This window comes from Ruegeria sp. BC3 (assembly GCF_056539265.1).
The window spans coordinates 40,714-67,106 of the sequence record NZ_JBQFUP010000011.1; the positions used below are offsets into that span (position 1 = coordinate 40,714).

The following is a 26,393-nucleotide window of genomic DNA, read 5'->3' on the forward strand; positions in this document are numbered from 1 at the left end:
TCACAAATGTGTGTACTCTCGCCTATGGAGTAAGAGGAGAAAGCTTATGGAAACCAGAGGCTCGGCACTTGCGACACAGTATGTTCAGCGTGCAGTTTTCATTAAGTTGACACTGGGAGGCTTGGCTTATGTGTTGGTGGCGGACCACGCACAGGCCCAAAGCGCACAGGCCTGCGTAGAACTCGGGTCTCCGCGGATAGAATACGCTTCTGGATCTGAAAGCACTCGCATTAATCAAACAATCTCAACGACGGAACGCACGTGTCTCCCGATCCCAAACGGGCCGATTACAGGACTTACAATTGGAAACTCCTCAATCACGTCCTCAGGTGAGATTGAGTTGTATGTTCCAGGCCAAAACACCGTTCCAAGCAATGCTTCTGTGTTAACTCTTCTGAATGTTGATGTCGCGGCGGGTAGCGGAGACTTTGTTTCCCGGGAAGCCTTGGCAAAAAACATCAACGGGAAGCTCCGAGTGAACCTGATTGGAACGTCGATTGGTTCCGGCAGATCAATGACGTTCGCTCCGTTCAACGGCGCGAATATCGACCCCACTGAAGTTTACTTCCAGTCAGACCGACCGTTAACCTACGACAACCTGACCGTTATGGGGGCTACCGAAGTGGTTTTCGGGGCGTACTATATCCAGACCCGGATTGCTGAGGCTTCCGATTTCACACTGACGAATAGTTCGATTTCCTCAACCAGCGATATGGCGATAGCCGCTGGCACGACTGTTCGCCTCGATACCACAAGCAGCTTGAACACCGTAAACTTTGAGAATTTTGGCACGCTGGCCGGAACGGGGACCGTGAACGCCTTCAACTTCACGGTTAAGAACGGCGGGGTGCTTTCGCCGGGCTCTTCAATTGGCACACTCAAAAATAGTGGTGGAATTAACTTTGAAACTGGATCAAGCCTCCTAAGTGAAGTCGACCCGACGGCCGGACAGAAAGCTGACTTGGTGTCATCCAGCGGGCCGGTGACGGGAATTGACCGCGCGACCATACAAGTCGAAGCTGCTCGGCCCGGCCTGACTGCGCAAGACTATGCTGCCGGCAACAATTACACGGTTTTTCAAGCCTCAAGGTTTGATGGAGACTCACCGACGCTCGTTGCAGGAGGATCTCTGCCAGCGTTGTCCAATCTGACGATAGCCAACACGCCGACCACAGATGGTCAGATTGATATCGCGTTCACTGCTCAGCCGGTCTCAAGCCTACCCCAGAACCCGGCAGTTACCAATTCGCCAAATGCCAGCAACCTCGCCGGGGCGGTTGCTAACACGACAACGACGTCACCGGGGACAGGGCTCAGTAGTGGCTCAACGGTAGATGTAGCAGTCAATACTCTCACCAATTCCGGCCTGGCTGGATTCAATCGAGTGCACGCGGAACCTTATTCCTCCAACCTGACCATTGGGCTTGAGCAATTAGACCTGATAACCAACACCGTGCTGAGCCACGCAGACTGCCGCAAGTATCAAGCTGTCGGTTTCGGCAATGAGGATCAACCGGTTGCATCAGGCGAGATCGACACGGCCCAGCGCCCCAGCGGCGCAATAGACTGCTCTGATCGGCGCTGGTGGATCGACACGGCCTATGTGAGCGGGGACGTTGATGGAAGCAACGGCCTTGGGACATTCGACTATTCGCTCGGCACCATTTTGGTCGGAGCGGATGTCGCAAGTACCAATAGAGGTGTGGTCGGCGTGTACGCAGGTTTCGGGACATCCTCCATGGATGAGCACGATCAAGTCGATCAGGACTTTTCGACCGACAGCTATCACGTAGGCGTCTATGGGCGTACAACAACCGGAACGTGGGAGTTCTCTGGGCTGATCGGTTACATGTTCGGTGAAACGGACGCCAAACGGACTAACCCTTCCGTTGATGGCTTTACAGGAGGCGAGGCAAAGTCGGATTTGGACCAAGAGGGCATCCATGCCGGTATCCAGGCACGGAAGCTGTTTAACCTGGACAGCGGTGCAAGGGTGTCTACAGTTTTTGGATTGAACTACGGGCGCATTCAACAAGGTTCAGGCACAGAGACCGGCGGTGGTGATTTCAACTACGCGATTGAAAAAGCGAACGCAGAGTCTCTGGTGGCGTCCATTGGGATTGACTACCAACAAGACTTCTTGACTGAAAATGGACTCCTCACCCCAATAGCCTTTGCTCGTTACGAGTACGATTTCTTTGCCAACAAGGACAGTGAGCACGAAATCACAGTTACAAGTCCATTGTTCGGAACATTTACACAAGTCGGACAAAATCGAGGAGCAAATGGCTTCGTTCTCGGGCTTGGGCTTGGCTATCAGATTTCTGATCTGGCCAGACTAACGGCAGGATACGGCTATTCTGTTCGTTCCAATGGCCAAGAACATGGCTTGGGGGCAAATCTTAGCATTCGTTTCTGATTTGGCCGCACAGTTGTTTCCAATTTAGGCATCGCACACGTCGACCATCAGTGTTGAGGCATTCATCAACGAACCCAATGGACGGCCACTTTCTCCGCGGAGCGGTCGTTCATACCAGCGGCAATGATGCGACGCGTTTCGTCAGTATCTGATAAGAGTATCCAGTATCGCTTGCCGCGTTGCGTCATCATTTTGGAAAATCCGGCCGGCGAGAAACTCAGATGGAAACTCCGGCCACGTTTTACGCATTTCGTTGACCAGTCGCTGAGCTTCTTCGGCATGCCCCAACTGATCCTGCGCAACGGCTTGGAACAGGAGAGAAGGAGCACTTACAGGCGCACCGGCAGCGGGCGCTCCTTTAAAGGCGTCTACGACCTTTTCGTAATTCCCGAGCATCAGTTGCGATACACCCCAAATGTTTCGTGCGCCAAAGCGGCCCGATCCTGACCTGAGTCTTTCTGGATTGCTCACCTCAGCCGCAAGTTCTGGGGCGCCCGCCATGATGGCGGTGATGCCGACAAGATCCAGAATGTGACCATCATTCGGCGCAAGCTCGACCGACAGTCTTGCGTATTTCATAGCCTCGACTGGATTGTTTTGGGTGGCCAATACCCAACCATTTGCACCGTTTGCCCACGCATCAGTGGGAGATAGATCAAGCGCTTTTCTCGACATCTTAGAAGCTTGGCTAAAGAGGCCATCTCTTTGTGCCTCATCAGGGGACAGCATGGCCAAAGTCGCCAGGACCTGTGCCGATCCGGCATAACCGCCCGAGAGTGCGGGGTCGAGTTCAGCCGCATGCTGAAACATTCCCAGTGCTATTTGCTGGCGCTTGACGTCAAAAACCGGAAAAAACATGCCTCGGGCCTGATCCGCAAGATTAGCCGCCTGAAGCCGTGTCAAAGATTGCTCGCCAAGCGCAGTTCGCTCAGCCTGTTCGATGGATTGAGTTGTGGGCAAAACCGCCTTGTTATCCCGAGTAAACCAAAAGCCTGTCGCCGCAATCAACACTAGGCAACCCAGCCCAATTGGCAGCAGCTGGACCAGACGTCGATGCCCGCCAAGCAGGTCGCTGTCCTGAGCACTTGAGTTGTCGCATCCTGTCGTCCTACCTTGCGAAAACCGTGGTTTGTATCCGCCGGAATCAACAAAAATGCGAACTCCCTGACCGTCCCATTGATCTTCATAAAACTCATTTAGCAGTCGCCGCAGCCGTCTGGCTTCGACGCGGACAAGGTTTCGACCACCGGTGCCATCAATGCTCCGACCGTAGACTTCGACCGCGATTGCCTTGCCCCGGATCTGGGCACCGCGACCTGCGAGAGTTTCTTCGACCACGTAAGTAAGGAACTGCTGGAGGCGAGGCGAAGCCTGGAACGCGACGCTGGATACAACGCTCTGAAGTGCCTGTCGGACAAGCTCCGGCGATGGCGGCGCAACATCTTGATCTATCGGCAATTCATTAGCTTGGTTCAAAGCAAACTCACCCCCAACTCACGGTGACTCACTTGGCGCATGTCGTCAACCGCACTCATCTTGATGTCAGAATAGATAGTGGGAACCGAGGATTATCCAGTGACTTGGGAACTGAGTGATGAGCTTCCAGAGCTTTCCAATGCGTTTTTAGGGCGTACCGAAACGGATGCGTTGCTCAGCGAGGCAATCGAAGACCTAAAGAAAGTTACTGCGCTGTTGGATGACACATCGATCACAGCCACAGAGCGCGCGGAATGGGCCCACATCAGATCCGAACTCGTGAACGAGCTTCGCCGGATGGTGAAGCGCAACCTTCGTAGCATTTCCAACTAAGGGCACAGCCATGACAAAAGAAGACAACGGCAAAGAACTTAAGAACGAACAGATCCAGAAATCTGACGACATCGAAAACCCTTCCCGGCGACACGTTATGCAGGGGCTGGCAGCAGGTGCGGTCGCGACCGGTGCCGTTAGCTACGGTACAGGAACTGCACAGGCACACCCCGGTGGTGGACCACTGGGCGAAAGCCTAAAGAACCCGTACGGCGGCAGGCCCGCCGGGGGCATCACTCTGCCGGAGTACTTCCGTCCTACCAAATACATGACAGGTTCGAACGCGAACTATTTCCCGCTTTCCGAAGACCTCGGGCCCGACGAAATGCGGATATCGTTCTGTGGCTCGACGCCATTTCCGCCCCGCGAAGATCAGGCTGGGACTTGCATCATGGTCGAATTGGGTAATGGAAAGAGGTTCTTCTTCGACTTCGGCTCGGGCTGCGTCCGCAACATTATCGGGATGCAGGTTCCGGGGCAGTTGATCAACGACATCTTCATCACGCATCTGCATGTCGATCACTATGCAGACATCCCTTACATCTACCCGTTCCGGGCTTGGTCTGGTGGATATACGCCGCTGCGCATTCACGGCCCTTCTGGTCGGACACCAGAGCTTGGTACAGCCGGAATGGTCAAGGGCATGCAGCAGATGCTGAAATGGCATCTTGAGGCCTTCGATGTATTCCCGATCGGGGACGGCTATGAGATCGAGGTCAACGAGTTCGATTTCCGACAAGAAGGCGGCATCGTTTACGACCAAGACGGTGTGACTGTTCGGTCCTGGCCGCGCAGCCATGCCAAGGACGGCGCAGTCGGATATCGGCTGGATTGGAACGGGCTGAGCTTTGTTTGGACCGGCGACGGCCGCCCTGATGAACTGAGTCTTGAATACGGAAATGGCGTCGATGTGTTTGTGACCGAAATGTCCGGACAGGATATCGGTCAGTTGATGACCTACAAATACGGTCTGCCGCAAGAACTGTTCAACTACACGATAGATACGCATCATACATCGCACTATGCGGTCGGTAAGATGATGGCTGAGGCGCGCCCCCGGCTTGCGATGGTAACCCACTATACGCAAGACGAGGACATCGATGCCGAAATGCTGGCGGGAATCCGTGCCCACTATGATGGGCTGTTCGCTTGGGGTTTGGACGTCGCCGTCGTCAACGTCACCAAAGATGCAATCTGGTATCGGAAGGCGACACTTCCCGGAAAATCTGGTTCGGTCGCGCCATTCCGCGAATTGGGCAAGATGGAAGCAGAAGGCAAGATCACGTTGCCGGATGAAATCAAGCCGCCAGCACCGCGGTCATCACGCGCCGAACAGCAGGACCAGAAATACCGCGACATGGAGATTGACCCCAAGGAATACTATCCAGCTGACGTATTCCGGGCTCCCGATCCAGAGTGGCCCAGTGATTTCGTTATCAAGGTCGATGATGTCATCCCGAACCGCAAGAAGAAGGCGGAGTGATGACATGATCGAATTTGGGTCGTCATCTGCAATCCCCGTAACGATCCTTACCGGCTTTCTTGGAGCCGGTAAGACAACGCTTTTGAACCGCATCCTGACCGGCAATCACGGGTTGCGGGTTGCGGTTCTGGTGAATGATTTTGGATCAATAAACGTTGACGCCGACTTGGTCGTCGGTCTCGAAGATAATGTGATGAGTTTGGCAAATGGCTGCGTGTGCTGCTCGATCCGAGATGACCTGATCGAAACGGTAGAGGCCGTTCTCGCCCGGCCTGAGAAACCGGAATACATCGTCCTTGAAGCCAGTGGAGTGTCGGACCCGTCATCAATTGCAATGACATTCACCGATCAAAAGTTTCGGGACATAATCCGCTTGGACAGCCTCATGTGCCTGGTCGATGCGGAACAGCTATTTTCTGCGCCGGAGCAAATGGAACTGAAGCTCCGTCAAATCGCGTTCTCGGATATGGTTATTTTGAACAAGGTCGACCTCGTCGACAGGGCGGCTGTTCAAAGGGTGCACGATTGGCTCGGGTCTCGCTTCCGTCGATATCGTCTGGTCGAAGCCGTCAACGCAGATGTCCCACTGGATATTCTTCTTTCCGTTGGTCGTTTTGCCGCCGAACAGCTCGAAACAGAGATACCCGATCATCACGAACATGGACCGGATTGTGGTTGCCACCACTCTGATCACTCGGACAGCTTCTCAACAACTATGATGAAAGCTGAACGCCCGATAAGCTTGTCTTCTCTTCGGAGTGCAATTCGCAAGCTTCCGGGCGACGTTTATCGCCTCAAGGGCTTTGTTTTTAGCGAGGAGGATCCGGATCATCGCATTCTTGTACAGGTGGTCGGAAAGCGCATGGACATCGCAAGGGATGGCGCATGGGGCCACCGAAAACCCGAAACAAGGCTTGTTGCAATAGGTGCACCTGGGGCACTTTCGGAATACGAGCTTTCCGATGCGTTGTTGGCAACCGCATAACGGCAAGTTCGACCAAACTTGTTTGCGTGTGTTTGTAAAACTCCAACACGTAACAGCTCGAAAGCCCACAGCGCTGAGGGCCAAATGTGGAGAAAACCTAATTGCTGAAGCAGTTTAGGAAGTGGAGCCAAGCGATCAGATTGCTCGCACCTGCCGCTGCGTTTGTCTTGTCGGGAACGGCTGCGGGCGCGCAGGACGTCTCAAGTCGAGAACTTGAAGATACAACCCCGAACCTCGGGTTGCCGAGTTCAGCTGGAGGACAAGATGCCGAGTTGCTGTCTGCTTTCCACGGGCTCGAGGCGTTGCCTCGAGTAGCAAATCTCATTTGCAGAGGTTCCAGGGGCAAAGACGGGATGCCCGTCATCTTTTCGACCGAGGTAGATCTGGAAACCTTGCAGGCCGGTGACTTCAGAGTCGTAACAAAGTCAGGCCAGATCGGCACAATGCATTGCGCGTCGGTGTTGCCTGCTACCGATCCTGGTGAATTGCGCACGGTGCTTCTCATCGGGGATTTTGGGAGTGTTTCCGAGGATCCTCCGGTTGCAGTCGAGGTCATTGGACACCTTCATTCCATCGATGGAACGCTTGATTTTCGAGGTGCCTCAGTCGCCGTGACTGCGCTGGAAGACGGGCCTTCATTGATCCTGGCCGAGGTTGTTGAAGATTGGACTTTGGTCGGAAACTTGGGGCCACGCCGAACCAGAGGAAGCCTTTGTCAAAATGACAACATCGTACAGGCTATTCGAGTAACATGGGCGGGTGGCGTTACGCTGGCGAACGGCAAGGAACCTGGCGATGCGGAACGCGATCTGTACAGGATCATCGTAGAGGCCGAAGATGGATCTCAACGCACGGTTACGCCCGCCGCGCTTGCCGATCTGGGTGACGGGGACAATAACCACATGCTCTGCCTTGATACAAAGGACCGCCCTATCTCGGTTTCCTTTCCAGCTGGCATTTTGACGGATCCGAACGATGATCTGAACCCAGAAACCAGCGTAATTGTCTCAAAACCCAACTAAGAAACAGCTTTACGTTTGTTCGAAGGGACGCTTGGCCGAAAATTCTCGGCCGGGCCACTTCCGGGTGTTGCATCGGTGAATGCGAATGACCGGACTTGTTCGCATATCGGACATTGCAAACTCGGTTCTAAAGGTCCGCTTTGGGCTAACTACAGCCCTTTGAAGCACTGGTTCATCCGGTCAGACACCACGAGATGAACCTTTCGACATCAATGCCCCGTCAAAACCAACGTGTTCACCGGCATCAGGATCAGACGCAGGCGCAGGCCTGCGGCGTGGACCACACCGATTGTGTCGATCACATGCAGCGCGGCTGCGTGCCAGAAGCCAAGGTCTTCATGTTCAAGCCGTTCATGATTGTCGGTATAGACATTTGCCAGGCAGTTGCTGCCCGGTGGGATGTCATCAGCCATGCCTTTGTACAGAGGCTCCATGTAAACAAGGATCGAGCCCGGGTTGGTATTGTTCTGAACGTCGCGCAGTTCATCTGTCGGACGGATTTGGCCCGAGGGGATCACATCCTGTACCTCGACCACCACCATCGGGATGACGGTGAAAGGTTTGGTCATACAGCCCAGCTCTCCGATCATGCCGGGTTTGACGACCTGGGCCGCCATTTGATTGAACGCAGCCTCGAACCTGTTATGGCCCGAACTTGACGGAACCAGAATGCCCGCAGGCCGCAACAGCGGGCTGACGTAGTCACCCACCTGCAGGCCAAACTGCTCAACCCGCCCGGTCACCCCGGCACTGACAACGGTTTTGTCCAGCTCGGTCAGGGCGGCATCCAACTGCGCGTTCGCGCTGGCCAGTTGCGCCGGGATCAGCTCTTCTATCTGTTGTATGACGGCGGCGCGACGAGACTGTGCGGCGGTCAGTTGCGCCTCTCGCTCGGCCACAAGGTTTTCCAGCCGGTCAATCTCGGCCAAACGCACTGCGCTGGACCCCTCGTCGCGCAGGGTCGTATTCCGTTCCAGATCTTCAAGCGACTGGTCCAGTGCGGCGCGCGCGCCGGCAATGCCAGCCTCGGCCTCGGCCAGATCGGTTTCTGCGACCTTCAGCGAGGCTTGAACCTGTGCAATCTGTGCATGCGCGGCTTCGACCTGCGCGGTCTGAGTGAAGTCTTCGATCCTGAAAATCGGCTGACCCGCAACGACCTGCTGGTTGTTGGTCACGTAGACCTCAGAGACACGACCGCCCAGTTGCGGCAGGATTGTCACGGTTCGAAAATACGATGCCGCCGTTTTACTGGCCGGATGGAAGTAGAACAGCGTGGTGATGACGGTCAGCGCAAGAATGGCGCAGGTGGTCAGGCCCCAGCGCAACTCATACCACATGGTGAACAGAGTGATCTCGTGGCCGATCCGTTTGCCCTGAACATAGCGCCGGAACAGGTAATCGGGCAGCACTGTGACCAGTGCGCACATCAGTGTTTCCAGCATGCCTTAGTGCTCCTGCTGCGCGGTGGCTTGCGGTTGAGGCGCAGGCGCTTCGTTGCCTTGTTTACCCAATGACCGGATCGCGTCGGCAATGGCACGCAGCGGGGCTGCTACATCTGGGAACTGGAACCCGGCCACCAGAATGGCGGCAACCCAAAACAGGCCGTTATGGGTAAACAGCGCCAAAAGCGCCAGGATCCCGACAAGCTGAAACTGGGGATGGTTGGATTCATGTGCGATCTTTTCGGGGATCGAATGCAGGGTGAAATACCCGACGCCAATCAGCACGATCACCAGAACTGTGAACACGAACATGAATGTCAGCAAAAAGTCACTGCCGTCTGCCTGCGTGACGTATGAGGGGATATGCCCCGTGGCCATTGGGTGTAACTCTGCCGGTGTCACGTGTGTCTCCGATTCCGATTTGGCCGCACTAAAAGCAGGCCGGGTGCGCAGGATCAAGTTTACATTACGGAAATTACACCTCTTTCCCAACGGTGTACCGCGTGCGATGGTCCATTTGTGAATGACGGCACATCAGAAAACGACTGCTGTTACGGCAACCTCGAGGCGCAGAAAAGAGTGATAGATTTCCTTGTCATAGGCGGTGGCATCGCGGGGTTAAGCGCAGGTGCGCGGTTGTCCGAACATGGCCACGTTGTCGTTCTCGAGGCCGAAGAGGCACTGGGCTACCACACCTCAGGCCGGTCCGCGGCGTTGTTCGAAAAGGGTTATGGCCCGCCTTCCGTCAAGACGCTGAACGCCGCAAGCGAAGCCTATTTGGTTTCGAACGGGTACCTCTCCCCGCGTGGTTTGATGTTGATTGGCAGCAAGGACCAACGCGAGGTGTTTCTGCAGGATCAGAAAGACCTTCGGCTGCAGGAAATTCCGCTTGAGGATGCGGCGGCAAGAGTTCCGATCCTGAACCTGCAGACGGTCGGGTTTGCGGCCGCAAGCACTGCAGCCTTCGACATTGATACGGACCGAATGCTGCAGGATTTTGCCCGTGTGATCCGGGGAAATGGCGGTACGGTTTTAACCCGGCAAAAGGTTACCTCCATTGAAAAATCGGGGCACTGGATCGTACAGGCCGGAGACAGTTATGAAGCCCGCAATCTGGTGAATGCCGCAGGGGCCTGGGTGGATGAGGTTGCGACAATGGCGGGGATAACCCCCATCGGCATCGAGCCACGCCGCCGGTCAATGGCGCGTATTCCTGCGCCTGCCGGGCATGACCTCACGGGATGGCCCCTGATTTTGGGCGCGGGCGAAAGCTGGTATGCAAAACCGGATGCCGGGAAACTTTTGGTTTCGCCCTGCGAAGCGGATCCCAGTTTCCCACACGACGCCTATGCCGATGATATGGTTCTGGCCGAGGGGCTGGCCCGGTACGAAGCGATGGTGACCCAGCCTGTCACGCGGGTCGAAACAAACTGGGCCGGGCTGCGCAGTTTTGCACCGGACGGCACCCTGGTCCTGGGGCCCGATCCCGCCGATCCCAGTTTCATCTGGTCCGCGGCCCAAGGCGGCTATGGGTTCCAAACGGCGCCCGCTGCGTCGCAATTGGTGGCGGACCTTGTGTCCGGGTCTCAATCGGATTTGGACGCGCCTAGTATTGCGGCCCTGAAACCGGAAAGGTTGTGCGCATGACCACTCGTAAGCTTCCTCCGAATGCAAGTGTTGCCTCAGCAACTGAGGGACAGAAACTGGTTGCCCCGGCGGCCAGCCGAAACGCGGATGCGCTTTGCGATCTGTTGGGTCGTGTCGCGCCGCATAGGGGCCGCGCTCTGGAACTGGCCAGTGGTACGGGTCAGCATGTCGCCGCCTTTGCGCAGCGTCTGCCCGGTCTGAACTGGCAACCCAGTGAGATCGACCCGGACCGCCGCGCGTCAATCGATGCTTATGCAGATGGCATCGGGAACATTGCCCCGGCGGCCGAGCTGAACGCCATCCAATCTGGGTGGCACGCGGACCACGGGGCCAAAGACCTGATCGTTTTGATCAATCTTCTGCACCTGATCAGCTGGCCCGAGGTTGAAACTCTGGTCACCGAGGCCGCTTTGTCCCTGAACCCGGGTGGCCGCCTTGTGCTGTACGGGCCGTTCATGCGTGGTGGCGAACTCACCAGCACCGGAGATCAGAGCTTTCACACCGCATTGACGCAACAAGACCCCGAAATCGGCTACAAAAACGATGCCGATATTCTGGATCTGTATGCACGTAGCCAGCTGACCCTGGTCGAAGTGATTGAGATGCCAGCCAACAACCTCGCCTTTGTCGGGGAAAAACCAGCAACCTGATCGAAATCAAAGCCGGTCGATGGCCTACCACATATTCCGAATGCGATATGTGTGAAGGAACCCCAAAAATGACCTGGCAAGACAAACTCTCGGATACGCGTAAGAACCTGCGCAATTTAAACGCGGCCATCCCCGACACCGCCCGTGCCTTTGGGGCACTTGGAAAGTCGGTCAAGGAAGGTGGCACGCTGGACTACAAAACAAAGGAATTGATCGCTTTGGGCATGTCCATCGCAGCCCGTTGCGAACCCTGCATTACGCTTCACACCGAAGCACTGATCAAAGCTGGCGCAAGCCGCGAGGAAGTGTCGGATGTTCTGGCCATGGCCATTCAGATGGGCGGCGGTCCGTCGATGATGTACGCAGCCAAAGCCTTGGAATGTTTTGACGAATTGTCCGCATAACAAGAAAGGCCCCGGAGATGTCCGGGGCCTTTGTTTGATCAACCGTCCTTGCGGATGGTTTCGTTCTTGGGATCGTAGGGGCTGTCGCAGGTGACGACCGCATCCCACAGCTTGTCCTGCATTTTGACCTTCAGCTTGGTGCCTTCGACAGCCAGCTCGGGTTTCACATAGCCCATGCCGATGGATTTCTCGAACGCGACCGAGTAGCCGCCCGAGGTCAGACGACCCACGCGCTCACCTTCCGGCGTGTACAGCGCCTCGCGACCCCACGGATCAGCATCGTCCGGCCCGTCGATCAGCAATGTACAGCATTTCACCCGCACGCCTGTCTCTTCCAGCTTGGCCTTACCGTGGAAATCTTTGGACAGATCGACAAAGCGCGGCAGGTCGGCTTCCAGCGGTGTCGCGTCGCGGCCCAGCTCGGTACCGAAAGCGCGATAGGATTTCTCCTGACGCAGCCAGTTCTGTGCACGCGCACCGACCAGCTTCATACCGTGCTTTTCACCGGCTTTTTCCAGCAGGTCGAACAGGTAATTCTGCATCTCTACGGGGTGGTGCAGTTCCCAGCCCAGTTCACCGGTATAGGCCACACGGATCGCGTTGACCGGGCACATGCCCAACTCGATCTGGCGGGCCGACAGCCATGGGAAGCGCTTGTTGGACAGAGCGGTTTCCGGATCGGCGTCCTTGATGACCTCTTTCAGGACGTCACGCGACTTGGGTCCGGCGATGGCGAAGACGCCCCACTGAGTGGTCACGTCCTGGATCTCGATGTAACCGAACTCCTCCATCTTGTCCTCGGCCGCCTTACGCAGGTAGTCGGCGTCGTACTCGGTCCAGGCACCGGCGGAAACGATGTAGTAGTTGTTCTCGCCATTGCGGACGATGGTGTATTCCGTGCGCGTGGTGCCGTGCGAAGTCAGCGCGTAGGTCAGGTTGATACGACCGACCTTAGGCAACTTGTTGCAGGTGAACCAATCCAGGAACTGGGTCGCACCGGGGCCTTTGACGACATGCTTGGTGAAGGCCGATGCGTCGATCAGGCCAACGCCTTCGCGGATCGCTTTGGCTTCCTCAACGGCATATTGCCACCAGCCACCGCGGCGGAAGCTGCGGCTTTCCTTGTCAAAGCTGTCCGGCGCATCCAGCGGGCCGAAGTAGTTCGGACGTTCCCAGCCGTTGACCCAGCCGAACTGAGCGCCACGGGCTTTCTGCCGGCCATAAGCCGGAACAGTACGCAGTGGACGGCAGGCTTCACGCTCTTCATCCGGGTGGTGCAGGATGTAGACGTGCTCATAGCACTCTTCGTTCTTGCGCGCCGCGAACTCGGTGGTCATCCAGTTGCTGCTGTAGCGCTTGGGGTCCAGCGAAGCCATGTCGATCTCGGCTTCGCCATCGACCATCATCTGAGCCAGATAGTAGCCGGTGCCGCCCGCGGCGGTGATCCCGAACGAGAAGCCCTCGGCCAGCCACATGTTACGCAGACCCGGAGCTGGGCCAACCAGCGGGTTGCCGTCAGGCGTATAGCAGATTGGGCCGTTGAAATCGTCTTTCAGACCGGATTCGGCGCAAGACGGAACGCGTTCGGCCATCGCCATGTACTGGTCCGCGATCCGGTCCAGATCCAACGGGAACAGGTCTGCACGGAAGCTGTCCGGCACGCCGTGTTCAAAACGCGCCGGGGCGCCGTGTTCATAGATACCCAGAATCCAGCCGCCACGTTCTTCGCGCGCATAGGATTCGTTGTCCGCGTCGCGCACAACGGGGTGTTCGGGATTGCCCGCTTCACGCCATTTGACCAGCTCGGGGTCTTTGTCCATGACGATAAAGGTGTGCTCAACCGGGATGGCAGGCATCTTGATGCCCAGCATCTTGGCGGTGCGCTGTGCGTGGTTGCCCGATGCGGTCACGACATGCTCGGCAGTGATCACCACCTGCTCATCGCTCTCGACAAGGTTGCCGCCCTTTTCGACCATCTTGGTGCAGGTGACCTCCCAATGGGTGCCGGTCCAGTGGAAAGCATCGGCCTGCAATTTGCGGACAATGTCTACACCGCGCTGGCGCGCCCCTTTGGCCATCGCCTGTGTCACGTCGGCCGGGTTAATATAGCCGTCTTCGGTGTGGTAGATCGCACCCTTCAGGTCCGAGGTTTCGATCAGCGGCCAGCGCTCCTTGATCTGCTCGGGCGTCAGCCACTCATAAGCGACGTCACATGTCTCGGCTGTCGAGGCGTAGAGCATGTATTCGTCCATACGCTCCTGCGTCTGCGCCATCCGCAGGTTGCCAACCACAGCAAATCCAGCGTTGAGGCCGGTTTCCTCTTCAAGGGTCTTGTAGAAGTCGACCGAGTACTTGTGGATATGCGTTGTCGCGTAGGACATGTTGAACAGGGGCAAAAGACCGGCAGCATGCCAGGTTGACCCCGAGGTCAACTCGTCCCGCTCGATCAGCATCACATCGTCCCAGCCAGCCTTGGCGAGGTGATATGCAATCGAAGTACCGACGGCACCACCGCCGACGACCAGTGCTTTGACTTGGGTTTTCATAACCGGGCGTCTCCCCTTGAATTCAGTTGACACCATATGGCGCATTTCAGGGGATCGGCGCGACATTCATCCGACCAGTGATATAAAAAAAACGACCCGCCCATGGCGCGGATCGTCGTTTTTGGTGTGAATGGTCTTAGTTGCCTCCGACCGAACATCGTTTGCTGCTACCCAAAGAGGCACATGATGAAGCACCCAACCCGCCCTTGGAGACTTTGACTTCGCGTGGCGCTGCGGGTCGCGACGCGGCCGCCTCGGCGCTGGCCGCGACTTGCGACGCTTTGCCGATCAACCCCTTCAGGAAGCCACCGATGCCGCCCGCGCTTACCAATTGGGGGGCCTTTTCGTTCAATGCAGATGTCAGCAGCAGGTTCTGAGTGCGCATGTAGGCCAGTTGCGACAGCTCCTGGTTTTCGAACACCTCACCGTTGGTGATGTCCAGAACGCCTTCGGAATTGAACCCTGAACTGGTCAGCGTATTTGCCAAAACAGAAACGGCATCCAGATTTTTCAACTTTTCCTGCCCCAATTTCAGCTGGGCGGCCTGCATCGTTTCATAAAGGTTGTGCATTTGATCTGCGATGTCCGGCTGCTGGGCCAGCGGGACTTCGATCCCGTTGGCAACCACCAAAGCCGGATGCGGCAAAAGCTGGTTCAAACCAGCATAATCTACCAGTCCGAGCACCTCGCGAATGGTAGCATCGTTGGCGTTGGTGTGCAGGCGGATGACCACCTCTTGGTCAAAGCCGATGCGGCCCGTGAACGCACGAAATTCGGGTTTGTCGCCGCCATCCAGCAGATGTCCCACTGTCTCCATGAAGGCCACACCGTCAATCACGGCAAAGCCTTGTTGGACCTGCATTCCGTTCAGAAACGCATCCTGTGCACTCAGCGCGAGCCCCGCAAGCGTGTTTCTTGCGGCCTTCGGCTTGAGCGCGATGTCCAGCCAGACAAGTTCATCATCTTTTGCGTAAACGGTGCCCGTATCGTCCAGCTTTCGCAGAACACCTTCTTTTCCCGCTCTATTGAGTTGCGCCAGCTCGGCCGGGTCGCTGATCGAGCTAACAAGAGGCGTAGGCCCAAAAGTGGAAAGAACCTTCGACACGGCGGCGTTGTCGGTCTCGGTCAGTGCGTGACGCACCCAATCGGTGGGAGGCTCAGGCAGATAGGATTTGGCCCCTGCATCCCATTTTTCCTGCCGTTCTCTCGCAACATTCTTGATCTCGCGTTCCTTTTGCCCCCGATCGAAACGCGCCGAGACAGTATCAAAATACGCATTCAGCGACAGCGTTTCGTCCGTTTTCTTGTCCTGCTGATAGTAGTCGAGGCCAGCGATAACCAGCCCCACAATCAAGACAAAACCAATGAACCTGAGTGCGTCCATTTTGACCCCGAAATCAATCAATGCATTTTGTGCGAGTGATACCGGTGGAATTGGGCGCAGTTGTGGCTTTGAGACGGAATTCCCGAGAATACAGCGAGACTAGGCATTCGGTAGAATCTTTCCTGGGTTCATGATGTTCTCCGGGTCCAACGCCCTTTTGATAGCCGCCATGTAAGTGACCGCCGACCCAAGTTCCTTGGACAAGTAAGGCCGCTTACCTTGCCCGATTCCGTGTTCGCCTGTGCAGGTCCCTTCCATCGAGATCGCAAGATCGTTCAACCATCCGACAAACGCGTCGGCTTTGGCGACCTCGTCGGCGTTTTCCATGTCGATCAGAAGCAGGCTGTGGAAGTTGCCGTCCCCGACATGACCGACCATCGGCGCCATCAGCCCGAGCTCACGGGCCTTGTCTTGCGTTGCCGTCACGCACTCCGCCAGACGAGAGATCGGGACACAAACATCCGTCGAAATCCCACGCGCACCCGGCCGCAGCTGCAGGCATGCCCAGTACATATCGTGACGCGCTTGCCAAAGCTTGTTGCGTTCTTCGGTTGTTGAGGTCGCGGCGAAATCGCTGCCGCCGAACTCTTCGGCGATCTGTCCAAAGGTTTCGGCCTGCTCGACCGCGCCACTCTCGGACCCATGAAACTCGAGCAGCAGCAGCGGCGTTTCCGGCAGGCTTAGCCCGGAATAGGCGTTGGCGGCTTTGACCGACATCTCGTCCAGCAGCTCGATCCGAGCCACCGGGACGCCATACTGGATCGTCATCATAACCGCCTGACAGGCCGCATCCACCGTGGGAAAGGAACAGCGGGCCGAGGTGATCGCCTCGGGTATACCCTGAAGGCGCAGGGTGAGCTCAGTGATAATGCCCAACGTCCCTTCGGCCCCGATCAGCAAACGGGTCAGGTCATACCCGGCCGAGGATTTCTTGGCCCGCTGTCCGGTTCGGATGATCTGTCCGTCGGGCATCACGGCCTCAAGGCTAAGGATATTGTCCTTCATCGTGCCGTAGCGGACTGCATTTGTGCCAGACGCCCGTGTCGCCGCCATCCCCCCCAATGAGGCATTCGCGCCGGGATCAATCGGGAAAAACAAACCCTGATCGCGCAGATGCGTATTCAGGTCTTCGCGCGTCACGCCCGGTTGTACGACACAGTCCAGATCACCCGGGTTCACGGCCAGTACCTTGTTCATCTGGGACAAGTCGACCGAGATACCGCCTGCAGGAGCGTTCACGTGCCCCTCAAGCGACGTACCTGTGCCGAAGGCAATCACCGGTACTTTATGCGCCGCGCAGGTTTTCACGATTTCGGACACTTCGTCTGTCGAAGTCGGAAAGACCACCGCATCAGGGGATTGGTTTTCGATCCAGGTGGTGGTGTGGCCGTGCTGTTCCCGGATGGCCTGCCCGGTCTGCAGCCGGTCACCGAATTGTTGTTTGAGGATGCCGACAGCCGCCGCAATCCCATCTTCGTTTCGCGGCAAAGCGACGGCCTGCACCATGTTTTTCTCCCTTTTGGACGCTGGCCTATTCGCCCAGCGCAATCCCTTCGCGGCGCGGATCAGCACCGCCAACCAGCACGTCGCCAATTTCAATTGCATGCAGACCAGAGGTCAAATCCCGCGGATTGACCTCGAACCCAAGCCCGATCAGAGTGTCCGAGAAGCCCTCAGCCGCCGTGCCTTGTTCCAGGTCATAGGTCCCAAAACGGTTGACCAGATGCGGCAGCGACAAAGCCTGTTGCACGTCCATGTCCCAATCCGCCCAGGCGATGATCGACTTGGCGACGTAGCCAATGATGCGGCTGCCGCCCGGTGATCCGATGGCCAGAACGGGCGCGCCGTCCTGCATCACGATTGTCGGGCTCATGGACGAGCGTGGACGCTTACCCGGTTCCAGGCGGTTGGCAATCGGCACGCCGTTACTGTGAGTCTTGAACGAAAAGTCCGTCAACTCGTTGTTCAGCAAAAACCCGTTGGTCATCAGCCGCGAGCCAAAGCCGTTTTCGATGGTCGTCGTCATTGACAGCACATTGCCGTACTGGTCCACGATCGAGATATGCGAGGTCGAGGGCAACTCGATCGAGACGTCGTCGGCCCAGTTCGACGCGTGATCGAATTCGGGATTGCCCGGAGCAATCTCGATCAGGGCAGAGTCGCCGCTTAGCAGTGCGCCACGCTCGGACAGGTAAGCCGGGTCCACGAGACCCTGCGTCGGCATTGGGACGAAATCGTGGTCCGCCATATAGCGACCGCGATCCGCAAAGGCCAAACGCGAGGCATCGCCGATCAAGCGCCATGCATTCGCGTCCTCAGGCCCCATTGCAGCAAGATCATAGCCGTCCAGCATGCCCAAAATCTGGCCAACGGTCAGAGCGCCCGATGAAGGCGGGCCCATCCCACACACCTCATAGGCGCGATAGGTGGCGCAGACGGGTTCACGCTCGATCACCTGATACAGCGCCAGATCAATACCCGACAGAACGCCCGGATTACCCGGTGCACTACGAACGGTACTTACGATACCCGCAGCGATCTCACCGCCGTAAAACCCTGCCGACCCTTCGCTGGCCAGAACCCGAAGAGTTTCGGCATATGCCGGGTTCATCAGGCGTTGACCCTGTTCCAACGGTTTGCCGTCTGGCAAGAAGTATGCCGCGGTCTCAGGAAAGCGAGACAAGCGCTCGGCATCTTTCTCAACCAGGCTGGCGAGGCGCGGTGAGACAAGGAATCCCTCATCAGCCAGTTCAATGCCGTCGGCAAACAGACTAGGCCATGGGCTCCGCCCCCAACGCCGATGCGCTTCTTCCATCAGGGCGGGCGTACCCGGAGTGCCAACGGACAAACCGCCAACCACCGCATCGAAGAACTTCAGCGGTTCGCCGTTTTCGTCGTGAAACAGCCTGTGGTTCGCCTCAAGCGGCGCGGTCTCGCGCCCATCCAACGTGGTCAATTTACCCGTAGCGGCATCAAACCAGACCAGAAACGCACCGCCGCCCAGACCAGATGACTGCGGCTCAACCAGCCCAAGCACGACCTGAACGGCGACCATCGCATCTGCGGCCGATCCCCCGGCGCGCAGAACCTTGGCACCTGCTTCAACAGCCAGAGGGTTAGCAGCGGCAACCATCCAGTTTTCGGACGTGACCGGCTGCCCGGCCATTTTGGCTTCCAGTGCGGCGACGACCTCTTCGGTCAGGCCCTGAACCTGCCCTTGTGATGCACCCTCGGGCGCAACGGCGTCTGCTGTTTCTTGTGCAAAGGTTGGTGCGGCCAGAACCATGGCCGACAAAAAGACTCCCGAAATCAGACTTCGTTTCATCGTTTCCTCCTGAAATATTAGCATTCAAGTTGCCTGCGCCTGTGCCAAAGCACGGGCACCGCGCAGTCAGAGCATTGCGGGAACCACCTGATCCGGCGGCCTGTGACCATCTTCGAATGTCTTGATGTTAATAATAACTTTCTCGCCCATCTCGATGCGGCCTTCCAGCGTGGCGGACCCCATGTGGGGCAGCAACACTACATTCGGCAATTGGCGCAATCGTGGGTTCACGTCTGTTCCGTGCTCGTAAACATCCAGCCCTGCTCCGGCGATCTCGCCCGAACGTATCTGGCGTGTCAGCGCATTTTCGTCGATCACCTCACCACGAGAGGTATTCACAACAACGGCAGTCGGCTTCAACAGTTTCAAACGCCTTGCGTTCATCAGATGGAAGGTCGACGGCGTGGATGGGCAATGGATCGAGATCACGTCCATCCGCGCCACCATCTGATCCAGGCTTTCCCAATAGGTCGCCTCTAGCTCTTGTTCCGTTTCCGGGCGCAGTCTGCGACGGTTGTGATAGTGAACCTGCATGCCGAACGCGCTGGCGCGCCGAGCAACGGCTTGCCCGATGCGGCCCATACCCAGAATACCCAGACGGCGCCCGCCGATCCGACCGCCCAGTAGCGCGTTGGGTGCCCATCCAGCCCAATCGCCCTTCTGCATTACGGACAGCCCCTCGGGAATGCGGCGGGTCACGGCCAGAATCAGCGCCATGGTCATATCTGCCGTGTCATCGGTCAGAACGCCTGGCGTGTTGGACACCAGAATGCCCCTCTGACGAGCGGTCGACACATCGATATTGTCGACACCCGCCCCATAGTTGGCAATCAGTCGCAGCTTTTCACCCGCCTGACCCAGCAAACCCCCATCGATCGTGTCGGTCACTGTCGGCACGAGAACATCAGCGGTTTTAACCGCCTCAACCAGTTCCTCGCGGGTCATTGGGGTATCGGTGTCGCGCAACTGCACATCGAACAGCTCGCTCAACCGGGTTTCAACCGCCTCGGGCAACCGTCGCGTAACGACAACACTCAGACGTTCTCTTGGCACCTCTGCCCTCCCACTGCTTTGCAAACCTTCGCACGCCATGGCATCGTGGCGCAGGATAAGGCGGGGCACAAGAACCCCAAGGGCATTGAGTCGACCTTTTTTCGCACCAAGAACAACAGGCACAAGAGCAGACAGTAAGTGAGTGGTTTTCTACCCGTAAATCGCCTTGTTCCGGCGGCATTCACCCTTTTTCTGACCGTGTTCGGTGCTATAGCCGCCAGCGCGCAGGACAGTCGTGGCCCGGTGACGAACCTGCCGCTGCCCCGCTATGTCTCGATGAAGGCAGCCGAGGGGAACGTACGCCGGGGTCCGTCACTGACACATCGAATCGACTGGGTGTTCAAACGCCGGGGCATGCCACTGCAGATCACAGCCGAATACGGAAACTGGCGACGCGTTCAAGATCGCGACGGAGCCGGAGGATGGGTGCACTACGCCCTGCTGTCCGGGGTGCGCACCGTGCTGGTCGAACCCGAGCTGCTGACCGTCCACACCAGCCCTGACCCCAACGCGCCAATCAGCGCCCAATTCGAGTCCGGTGTTGTCGCACGCCTTGGCACTTGCTCGATCGACTGGTGCCAGATTACGGCAGGCGGGTACCGCGGTTGGGCCCAGAAAACCAACCTTTGGGGCGTAGACCCTGCTGAGATCCGCGAATAGACCCGCGGATCAGGATGTGCGCGCGATAAATTCGCAGGTGTGCTCAACCAATTGTGGGCCGACGTCTTCCTGAAGAAAATGCCCAGCATTCGGTAAAACAACATGCGGCTGGCCAGCAGCGCCCGGACACAATTTCTGAAACACCTTATCAACTCCGGCCATGACTTTGTCATCTGCCCCAAAGGCTGTCAGGACAGGAGTTTGCAGCCCTCGGATCACCTCCCACGCCTTGCGGTTGGGCGCCGAGGATGGATCGTCAGGCGAAGATGGAACCAGCATAGGAAACTGTCGCGCCCCAGCCTTGTAGCTTTCGTCCGGGAACGGCGCGTCATAAGCAGCTATCACGTCTTCGGACATCGGTGACACAGTTCCGCCCTTCAGGATACCTCCGGCCGGGAAAACGGGCACCTCCTGGCTGAACTTACGCCAATTTTCGAACGCTTCCCCCATGGGTTGGTCACCCGTTGGCAGCGCCGTATTAGCCACGACAATACGCGCAAAGCGATCCGGCATCTCAGCCCACAAACGCAATCCGATCAACCCACCCCAGTCCTGACAGACCAGAGTGATCCTGCGCAGATCGGTCTTGCGCAACCACTCACCCATCCAGCGCACATGCCGTTCATAAGTGTAATCGCTACGCTCAGTCGGTTTGTCTGAACGCCCGAAGCCGATCAGATCGGGTGCAATCGCTCGGTGCCCACGCGCGACGAATCCCGCGATCACGTGACGGTAGAGGTAGGACCAGCTGGGCTCACCATGCATCATCAGAACTGGGTCAGCGTTCTGCGGCCCCTCATCCACATGATGCACCCGCAGCTGACCGCCCTCTGTGTCGTCAACATGCGTATAGTTCGGAGCAAACGGATAGTCCGAAAGCCCCTGAAATCGATCATCCGGAGTTCTTAGAAACTTCATGGCCTTTTCCCCTGCGATTTCCGTCATGGGTCACTATGGCCGCCTGACACTGACCCAACCCATTCAAAAGAAAAGGTTTCGCGCAGAATTCAAACGGAGCAACCAAGGTCGGCTCGCCCAGAATTGAGGTTTCAAACACCTTGATCCAAGCGTCCATTGGCCCGAAGGATCCGATAGCAAACCCATAAAAACAAGCCACTTAAGCACCACCAAATGCTCCCCTTAGATTTTTTTTCGAACGGTGCTCATTTTTTGTCGGAAAAGCCTTGAACCCGCCGAACAACAATCGTAGACAGCGCCTCACCGTTGGGGTGTAGCCAAGTGGTAAGGCAGCGGTTTTTGGTACCGTGTATCGTAGGTTCGAATCCTACCACCCCAGCCAAAGCTTCTAATTAATTGCGAATTACCCATAAGCGAGCAAATTTCACTCGGTTCGTGCAAATCGATGTCAATAAGTTTGTCTACTCACACTGTGTCGAAGATTTATCACCATCTGTGCATTTCTACTAAAAACGCAGAACACTAGTTTTCCTCAGAAAATTGCTGCTGACTTTTTGTATCGAACCTCGGGTGGTTGATGCAAAGGCCGCGTCTAGGGTTCGCTCCAGATTTGTTGGTTCCGTTCCCAGATCTTCTCGCCAATCAGGCAATCATAGTCTGAGGGTGCGATGTATTGGGCCTTCATAGCCTCTCCTATTGCTGGCGCTGACCCAATTTCCAGAACCAATTTTCGTCGTACGGCCTCCGCAAAGCCTTGCCAGTCAAGCACCGGGATTACGAATGAACCAGGTCCGCCCGTCACACAGTTCTGATAGTAGACATCAAGATCGTCGAGGTGCCACTGACTCCCCATACCTTCACGGGTCATCAGCGGTAACCCATTTATGGTGATCGACTTCGACAATACTGCCTCACGGGCTTGCAAAACCGGGCGACCCTGATTGTTAGGCCCGTCGCCAGATACGTCGATAACTTTACGCAGACCTTCGAATTTGTTCCCTTCGATCATCCTTGCCCCGAAGATCAGGGCCTCAGAGATTGAAGTGCGGCGCAAGGCGGGATCGAAACGCGTGGTCAGAACACCCGCAAACTCATTCAGATCAGCGCGCGTTTCTAACAGCATCCAGTCAACAATAACGTCTTGTGTTCCCGCCCACTCGACGTATGTCAAAGCCACCCGTTGCAAAGGGCCCGACTGAACAGCGGCGAAGACTTCATCCGACATCAAGGCTGCGGCGTAACCCTGCCGCTGAATCTCGAGTTCTCGCTCAGTCATCGACCTTGAAACGTCGACAAGAAGGGCCAGTTCCAGATCGACTTCAATTTTCTCAGACGCGACAGGAGTTGCCAAGAGTGAGGCAATTGCGACAATTGTCAGGAGCAAGTTTCGTAGCATCAGTTAACGGATGGCGCGATGCGCTGTTAAGTCAAGCTTCAAGTGGTTGATAAAGTTTTTGTGGACAAATAGCTCTACAACACGACGGCTTGGTTCAATCGTTGAGGATACGAATGTCACTTCAGCGGATATGCGAGAGGATCACTTACTCGAACCGTTGTTCGCGCTTATTGTGCTCGTCAGATTCCTTTTCTCGATTGCTACGAACCGCCTGCCTCAGCACCTCAAGCTTTTCGGACACAGAAGCCCGGACCACATCTGAAGGATGCGACAGTAGTTCTTCAAAGGCCGTTGCACGGGCCTCCAAAATATCGGCAAGAGAGCCAGACCATCCACTAGGCCAAGCTCCTTCGAAAATCATCTGTAACACAGGTTCTTTATCGCTCGCCACATCAAGAAGGGCTTTTGCGTGTTCACTCACCGCGACTATCTTAGGATGATCGAGTGGGCTATTACCCGCTTCAACTGTCGAAAACGTCCTTATAGCCTTGGATAGCTTCTCGAGTTTTTCCTGTTCTGAGTTGGCCCAATCAATCAACTCACTTACGGGAGCCCGATTTAGTGCGGGCTCGCCACGACCGGATATACGTTCGCGGAATATCATGTGCGCGAGCCTGTCTTCCTTTTCGCTGCCGTCATAAACGCGCTCCAAAAGCAGTCTCGAAAAATTCGATATCAAGGGTGCAATTAGCTCCCCCAACTCAAAACTATACAGTCTGAAGGTTTCAACACCGTCACAGAGTAAGCGTACAATTTCACCAACCTGTTCTTGTGGAGCATCAGCCGTTAAGCAAAACTCTGCTACTGTACCAAGGTTGTGCTGATGACGGTTTCCTATGCTTTCACGATGCATTGCGCAAAAGCGTTCGATGGCATCGCGGCCAACCGCCAGCACGACTTCACTTGGGTAGTAATCGCTGTCTTTGTCCAAATGAAAGCGCATATTCAAGATGTCGAACACAACAAAGACCCCGTCGTCCATCTCCAGAATTGCAGTCAGGAGTTCCGCTAGTTTCTCGTCAGGTATGGGTTCGTGGATACGGCCAACACTGATTTGCGAAAAGCTCCACGGCACTAGGGCCTTTTGCTTAGCAAGCTCGATGAGTTTTTCCGTGCCCCAAGGCGCAATGTCAGCAGCGCTCAGAAGGTAGACAAAATGGTTGATGAGCTTCTCTTCCCCTAGCGTCGATTCCAAAAGGAAACGGAACAATGATGGGTCTTCGTTGTGCACTTGTCTCAAGTAGCCAAACAACAAGGTCGTGCGATGCTTCTCAGCACTCGACGAACGCAGATTTGAAACCAAGAATTCAAAGGTATCCTTCTTATTCTCACTCCCTTCTGCGATGCCCATGCCGAAGTAAACCAGAGCATCAATGTGGTCTTCCCAAAGGCGGTCGCCAAGCTGGTCAATGTAGCTTCGTTCAACCGCTGCCAAGCGGCCTAAGCCAGCAACCTTGTCTCGAATTTGTTCCTCGTTTTCAGAATGCTTGCCTTCCCGAAACTCCATATGGTCCCACGTGTTGGTAAGGGCGTAGGCTTCAATTTCTGAGTAGGGGTCGCTCGGAGCGGTATACGCCTCCAGTTCCGCTAACTTTTCGAGATACTCATCATTGAGACGTTCCTTATCGTAGTATTGCGCACTCTTTATTGCCATCCAAACCGCAGGCCAACTTCCACCGGAACCATACTGTCGTATCAGATTTTCCAAGGACTCGAAGCAGCCAGCCCAAGTCCACAAGCCACGGAAATGGTCCGCCAACAAAGATTTGGAGGTGCCGACTATGTTGTCATCATTTGAAGCGAGACCTTGCTCCAAGATGGCGATGAAACCCTCGTACCACTCGAGCGCTTCTTCCTTGTTTGACGGCCGCCAACCGAACCCTCTTTTTCGCGCACCGAAGTCGAAGGGGCCAATTGAAGTCCAATGGTTTGCGTTGAGAGCCGCATGAAAAAGTTCAACTGAGATTTCTCGCTCACGCTGGTTTGCGGAAAAGAAGAGCCGGCGTACAATTTGCTGTCGCTGTTTCGCCGAAGCAAGAGTGCCTGACAACAACAATGAAAAGAGCTGCTTGATTTGAGAAACAACGCTGTAATGGTTTTCGCCCTGTTTTTCACTCATCGCAAACTTGAGCATGAGCTCCATTGCGCGGTCAAACAGCTCGCTATCATATGCGAGATGCCTGAGTAGATGGACAAAGGTGCTGAACCTCGGGTTGCTTCGGCTGGCGAAGGTCGCATCTCGACACGCAACTTCCAAAGAAGACAGAATTATTTCTGGAAAGACTGGTGCGATGTAGTCCAAGCAGGCCAGCTGTTGTTCATCGCATTTTGCCAAGTCATGAAGGGGCGCTCCGTCCGCAATCCAGCTTTTTGCAAGCTCCTGTGCAGGTTCACAATCGTGCAGATACCCCACGCGGTGGGCGCAAGACTTAAACAATCTGATATTCTCGGGTTTGAATAGCTCTTCGTTGATTTCATCTGGTTCAAGTACGTCCAGTACTCTGCGGGCAAGTTTGTTCGCAAGTGCATGTGGCAGCACAGCTCTCCAGTTGCCGCGCTTTTGCGCAAGTTGCCTGCGTAGCAGTTCGGCTTGCGCCTGCTTCAAATCTCTTTTGTTGGTCGCACCAATACGAGCCAGCGTTGCAAGTTCGTCGTTGTACTCAGTAGCGGAAACATTGAATGAATAGACCAAAGAAAGCAGTTCTGCGCTTTCCAACAAGTCTGTGTTCGCATCATTTCGCTGATTGAAAAGACGCTTGAACAATACTTCGTCCGAGAAGCTGCTCAGCGTTTCTTCGGGCTCGACACGAGCCGCAAGTGCGAGGGCTACCCGCGCATTTCCACCTGCAAATTCAGAAATCTTGTCGGCGTTGACCCGATTGAGGTCGGGGAAACGGCGGCGGACTAGTTTGGATACTGTTTCTTCGCTTGAAGGTTCGATGTGGACTACTTCTGTCTCTTCCGGTTTGTCGTCAGAGATGTCGTATTCAACGGTAATCAGCCGCAGTTTGGTCCCAGAATTTGTAACCTTTTTCTGCAACTGCCGATGAACATCTGGAGGGCAGTTGTCGAGGATAAGGATGGCCGCGACATCATTGGCAATCAATGAGCTGACAAGTCCTGTGGCGGTTGGTTCTAGCTCTTCCCCTAAGTCTGCGTAGTGTCTGACGTCAGAGCCAATGGGACAGTTTAGGTTTATTTGATAAGAGAGGGTTTCTGGCTCATCGTAACCGCCAAGGAGTGGAGATGA

20 protein-coding genes and 1 tRNA gene are annotated in these 26,393 nt (G+C 56.0%); 10 read left to right on the forward strand and 11 right to left on the reverse strand.

The features are described from left to right. Positions 1-46: 46 nt before the first annotated feature. A complete protein-coding gene (locus ACR0MV_RS20420) occupies positions 47-2,419 on the forward strand; it encodes an autotransporter family protein (protein ID WP_480703511.1) in 2,373 nt (790 codons plus the stop codon). Between the two features lie 141 nt (positions 2,420-2,560). Here ACR0MV_RS20420 and ACR0MV_RS20425 read toward each other — a convergent pair whose 3' ends face one another. Continuing rightward, positions 2,561-3,895 (reverse strand): tetratricopeptide repeat protein, encoded by a 1,335-nt coding sequence (locus tag ACR0MV_RS20425; RefSeq protein ID WP_480703512.1) that lies wholly within the window; start codon positions 3,893-3,895, stop codon positions 2,561-2,563. 99 nt (positions 3,896-3,994) lie between these two features. Here ACR0MV_RS20425 and ACR0MV_RS20430 point away from each other — a divergent pair, with 99 nt between their 5' ends. From ACR0MV_RS20430 to ACR0MV_RS20445, 4 genes are all read left to right on the forward strand, one after another. After that, positions 3,995-4,228, forward strand: a complete 234-nt coding sequence (locus tag ACR0MV_RS20430) for a hypothetical protein (protein WP_170423212.1) — start codon at positions 3,995-3,997, stop codon at positions 4,226-4,228. A 10-nt stretch (positions 4,229-4,238) separates the two neighbouring features. Then, the gene (gene gntH / locus ACR0MV_RS20435) at positions 4,239-5,711 is read left to right on the forward strand and encodes a guanitoxin biosynthesis MBL fold metallo-hydrolase GntH (protein WP_480703513.1); all 1,473 of its coding nucleotides are present in this window, start codon (positions 4,239-4,241) and stop codon (positions 5,709-5,711) included. A 4-nt stretch (positions 5,712-5,715) separates the two neighbouring features. Beyond that, positions 5,716-6,696, forward strand: coding sequence for a CobW family GTP-binding protein (locus ACR0MV_RS20440; RefSeq protein WP_480703530.1), 981 nt, complete (start codon positions 5,716-5,718; stop codon positions 6,694-6,696). Positions 6,697-7,049: 353 nt separating this feature from the next. After that, positions 7,050-7,718, forward strand: a complete 669-nt coding sequence (locus tag ACR0MV_RS20445; RefSeq protein ID WP_480703514.1) for a hypothetical protein — start codon at positions 7,050-7,052, stop codon at positions 7,716-7,718. A gap of 209 nt (positions 7,719-7,927) precedes the next feature. On the opposite strand, the gene ACR0MV_RS20450 is transcribed toward ACR0MV_RS20445, so the two are convergent. After that, positions 7,928-9,160: an HlyD family secretion protein gene (locus ACR0MV_RS20450; protein WP_480703515.1), complete on the reverse strand. Its 1,233-nt coding sequence runs from the start codon at positions 9,158-9,160 to the stop codon at positions 7,928-7,930. 3 nt (positions 9,161-9,163) lie between these two features. Then, complete coding sequence (locus ACR0MV_RS20455; RefSeq protein ID WP_437440829.1) at positions 9,164-9,562, reverse strand: hypothetical protein; 399 nt, start codon at positions 9,560-9,562, stop codon at positions 9,164-9,166. Positions 9,563-9,739: 177 nt separating this feature from the next. Between ACR0MV_RS20455 and ACR0MV_RS20460 the strand changes: the two genes are divergently transcribed. The 3 genes from ACR0MV_RS20460 to ACR0MV_RS20470 all read left to right on the forward strand — a co-directional run bounded on the left by ACR0MV_RS20460 (position 9,740) and on the right by ACR0MV_RS20470 (position 11,861). After that, positions 9,740-10,807, forward strand: coding sequence for an NAD(P)/FAD-dependent oxidoreductase (locus ACR0MV_RS20460; protein WP_480703516.1), 1,068 nt, complete (start codon positions 9,740-9,742; stop codon positions 10,805-10,807). Further along, positions 10,804-11,457: a DUF938 domain-containing protein gene (locus ACR0MV_RS20465; protein WP_480703517.1), complete on the forward strand. Its 654-nt coding sequence runs from the start codon at positions 10,804-10,806 to the stop codon at positions 11,455-11,457. Before ACR0MV_RS20460 ends, ACR0MV_RS20465 begins: the two co-directional genes overlap by 4 nt. A 68-nt stretch (positions 11,458-11,525) precedes the next feature. Then, complete coding sequence (locus ACR0MV_RS20470; RefSeq protein WP_480703519.1) at positions 11,526-11,861, forward strand: carboxymuconolactone decarboxylase family protein; 336 nt, start codon at positions 11,526-11,528, stop codon at positions 11,859-11,861. Positions 11,862-11,899: 38 nt separating this feature from the next. Here ACR0MV_RS20470 and ACR0MV_RS20475 read toward each other — a convergent pair whose 3' ends face one another. The 5 genes from ACR0MV_RS20475 to ACR0MV_RS20495 form a co-directional block, all read right to left on the reverse strand. Next, a complete protein-coding gene (locus tag ACR0MV_RS20475) occupies positions 11,900-14,407 on the reverse strand; it encodes a GcvT family protein (protein WP_480703520.1) in 2,508 nt (835 codons plus the stop codon). A 136-nt stretch (positions 14,408-14,543) separates the two neighbouring features. Further along, a complete protein-coding gene (locus tag ACR0MV_RS20480) occupies positions 14,544-15,791 on the reverse strand; it encodes a hypothetical protein (protein ID WP_480703521.1) in 1,248 nt (415 codons plus the stop codon). A 99-nt stretch (positions 15,792-15,890) separates the two neighbouring features. Further along, positions 15,891-17,297 carry an FAD-binding oxidoreductase gene (locus tag ACR0MV_RS20485; RefSeq protein ID WP_480703522.1) on the reverse strand — a complete coding sequence of 469 codons (1,407 nt, stop codon included), beginning with the start codon at positions 17,295-17,297 and terminating at the stop codon, positions 15,891-15,893. A gap of 25 nt (positions 17,298-17,322) precedes the next feature. Beyond that, entirely contained in the window at positions 17,323-19,116 is a 1,794-nt protein-coding gene (ggt, locus tag ACR0MV_RS20490) for a gamma-glutamyltransferase (RefSeq protein WP_480703524.1), read from the reverse strand. 66 nt (positions 19,117-19,182) lie between these two features. Continuing rightward, positions 19,183-20,169, reverse strand: a complete 987-nt coding sequence (locus ACR0MV_RS20495) for a 2-hydroxyacid dehydrogenase (RefSeq protein WP_170466864.1) — start codon at positions 20,167-20,169, stop codon at positions 19,183-19,185. Positions 20,170-20,307: 138 nt separating this feature from the next. Between ACR0MV_RS20495 and ACR0MV_RS20500 the strand changes: the two genes are divergently transcribed. Continuing rightward, positions 20,308-20,829 carry an SH3 domain-containing protein gene (locus ACR0MV_RS20500; protein ID WP_480703525.1) on the forward strand — a complete coding sequence of 174 codons (522 nt, stop codon included), beginning with the start codon at positions 20,308-20,310 and terminating at the stop codon, positions 20,827-20,829. Positions 20,830-20,838: 9 nt separating this feature from the next. Here ACR0MV_RS20500 and ACR0MV_RS20505 read toward each other — a convergent pair whose 3' ends face one another. After that, on the reverse strand, positions 20,839-21,747 hold the full coding sequence (locus tag ACR0MV_RS20505; RefSeq protein ID WP_480703526.1) for a haloalkane dehalogenase: 909 nt from the start codon (positions 21,745-21,747) through the stop codon (positions 20,839-20,841). A 307-nt stretch (positions 21,748-22,054) separates the two neighbouring features. Between ACR0MV_RS20505 and ACR0MV_RS20510 the strand changes: the two genes are divergently transcribed. Continuing rightward, positions 22,055-22,129, forward strand: a tRNA-Gln gene (locus ACR0MV_RS20510). Positions 22,130-22,339: 210 nt separating this feature from the next. On the opposite strand, the gene ACR0MV_RS20515 is transcribed toward ACR0MV_RS20510, so the two are convergent. Both ACR0MV_RS20515 and ACR0MV_RS20520 read right to left on the reverse strand, forming a co-directional pair. Next, the gene (locus ACR0MV_RS20515) at positions 22,340-23,131 is read right to left on the reverse strand and encodes a DUF1194 domain-containing protein (protein ID WP_480703527.1); all 792 of its coding nucleotides are present in this window, start codon (positions 23,129-23,131) and stop codon (positions 22,340-22,342) included. A gap of 157 nt (positions 23,132-23,288) precedes the next feature. Further along, on the reverse strand, positions 23,289-26,249 hold the full coding sequence (locus ACR0MV_RS20520; RefSeq protein WP_480703528.1) for a hypothetical protein: 2,961 nt from the start codon (positions 26,247-26,249) through the stop codon (positions 23,289-23,291). Positions 26,250-26,393: the final 144 nt, after the last annotated feature.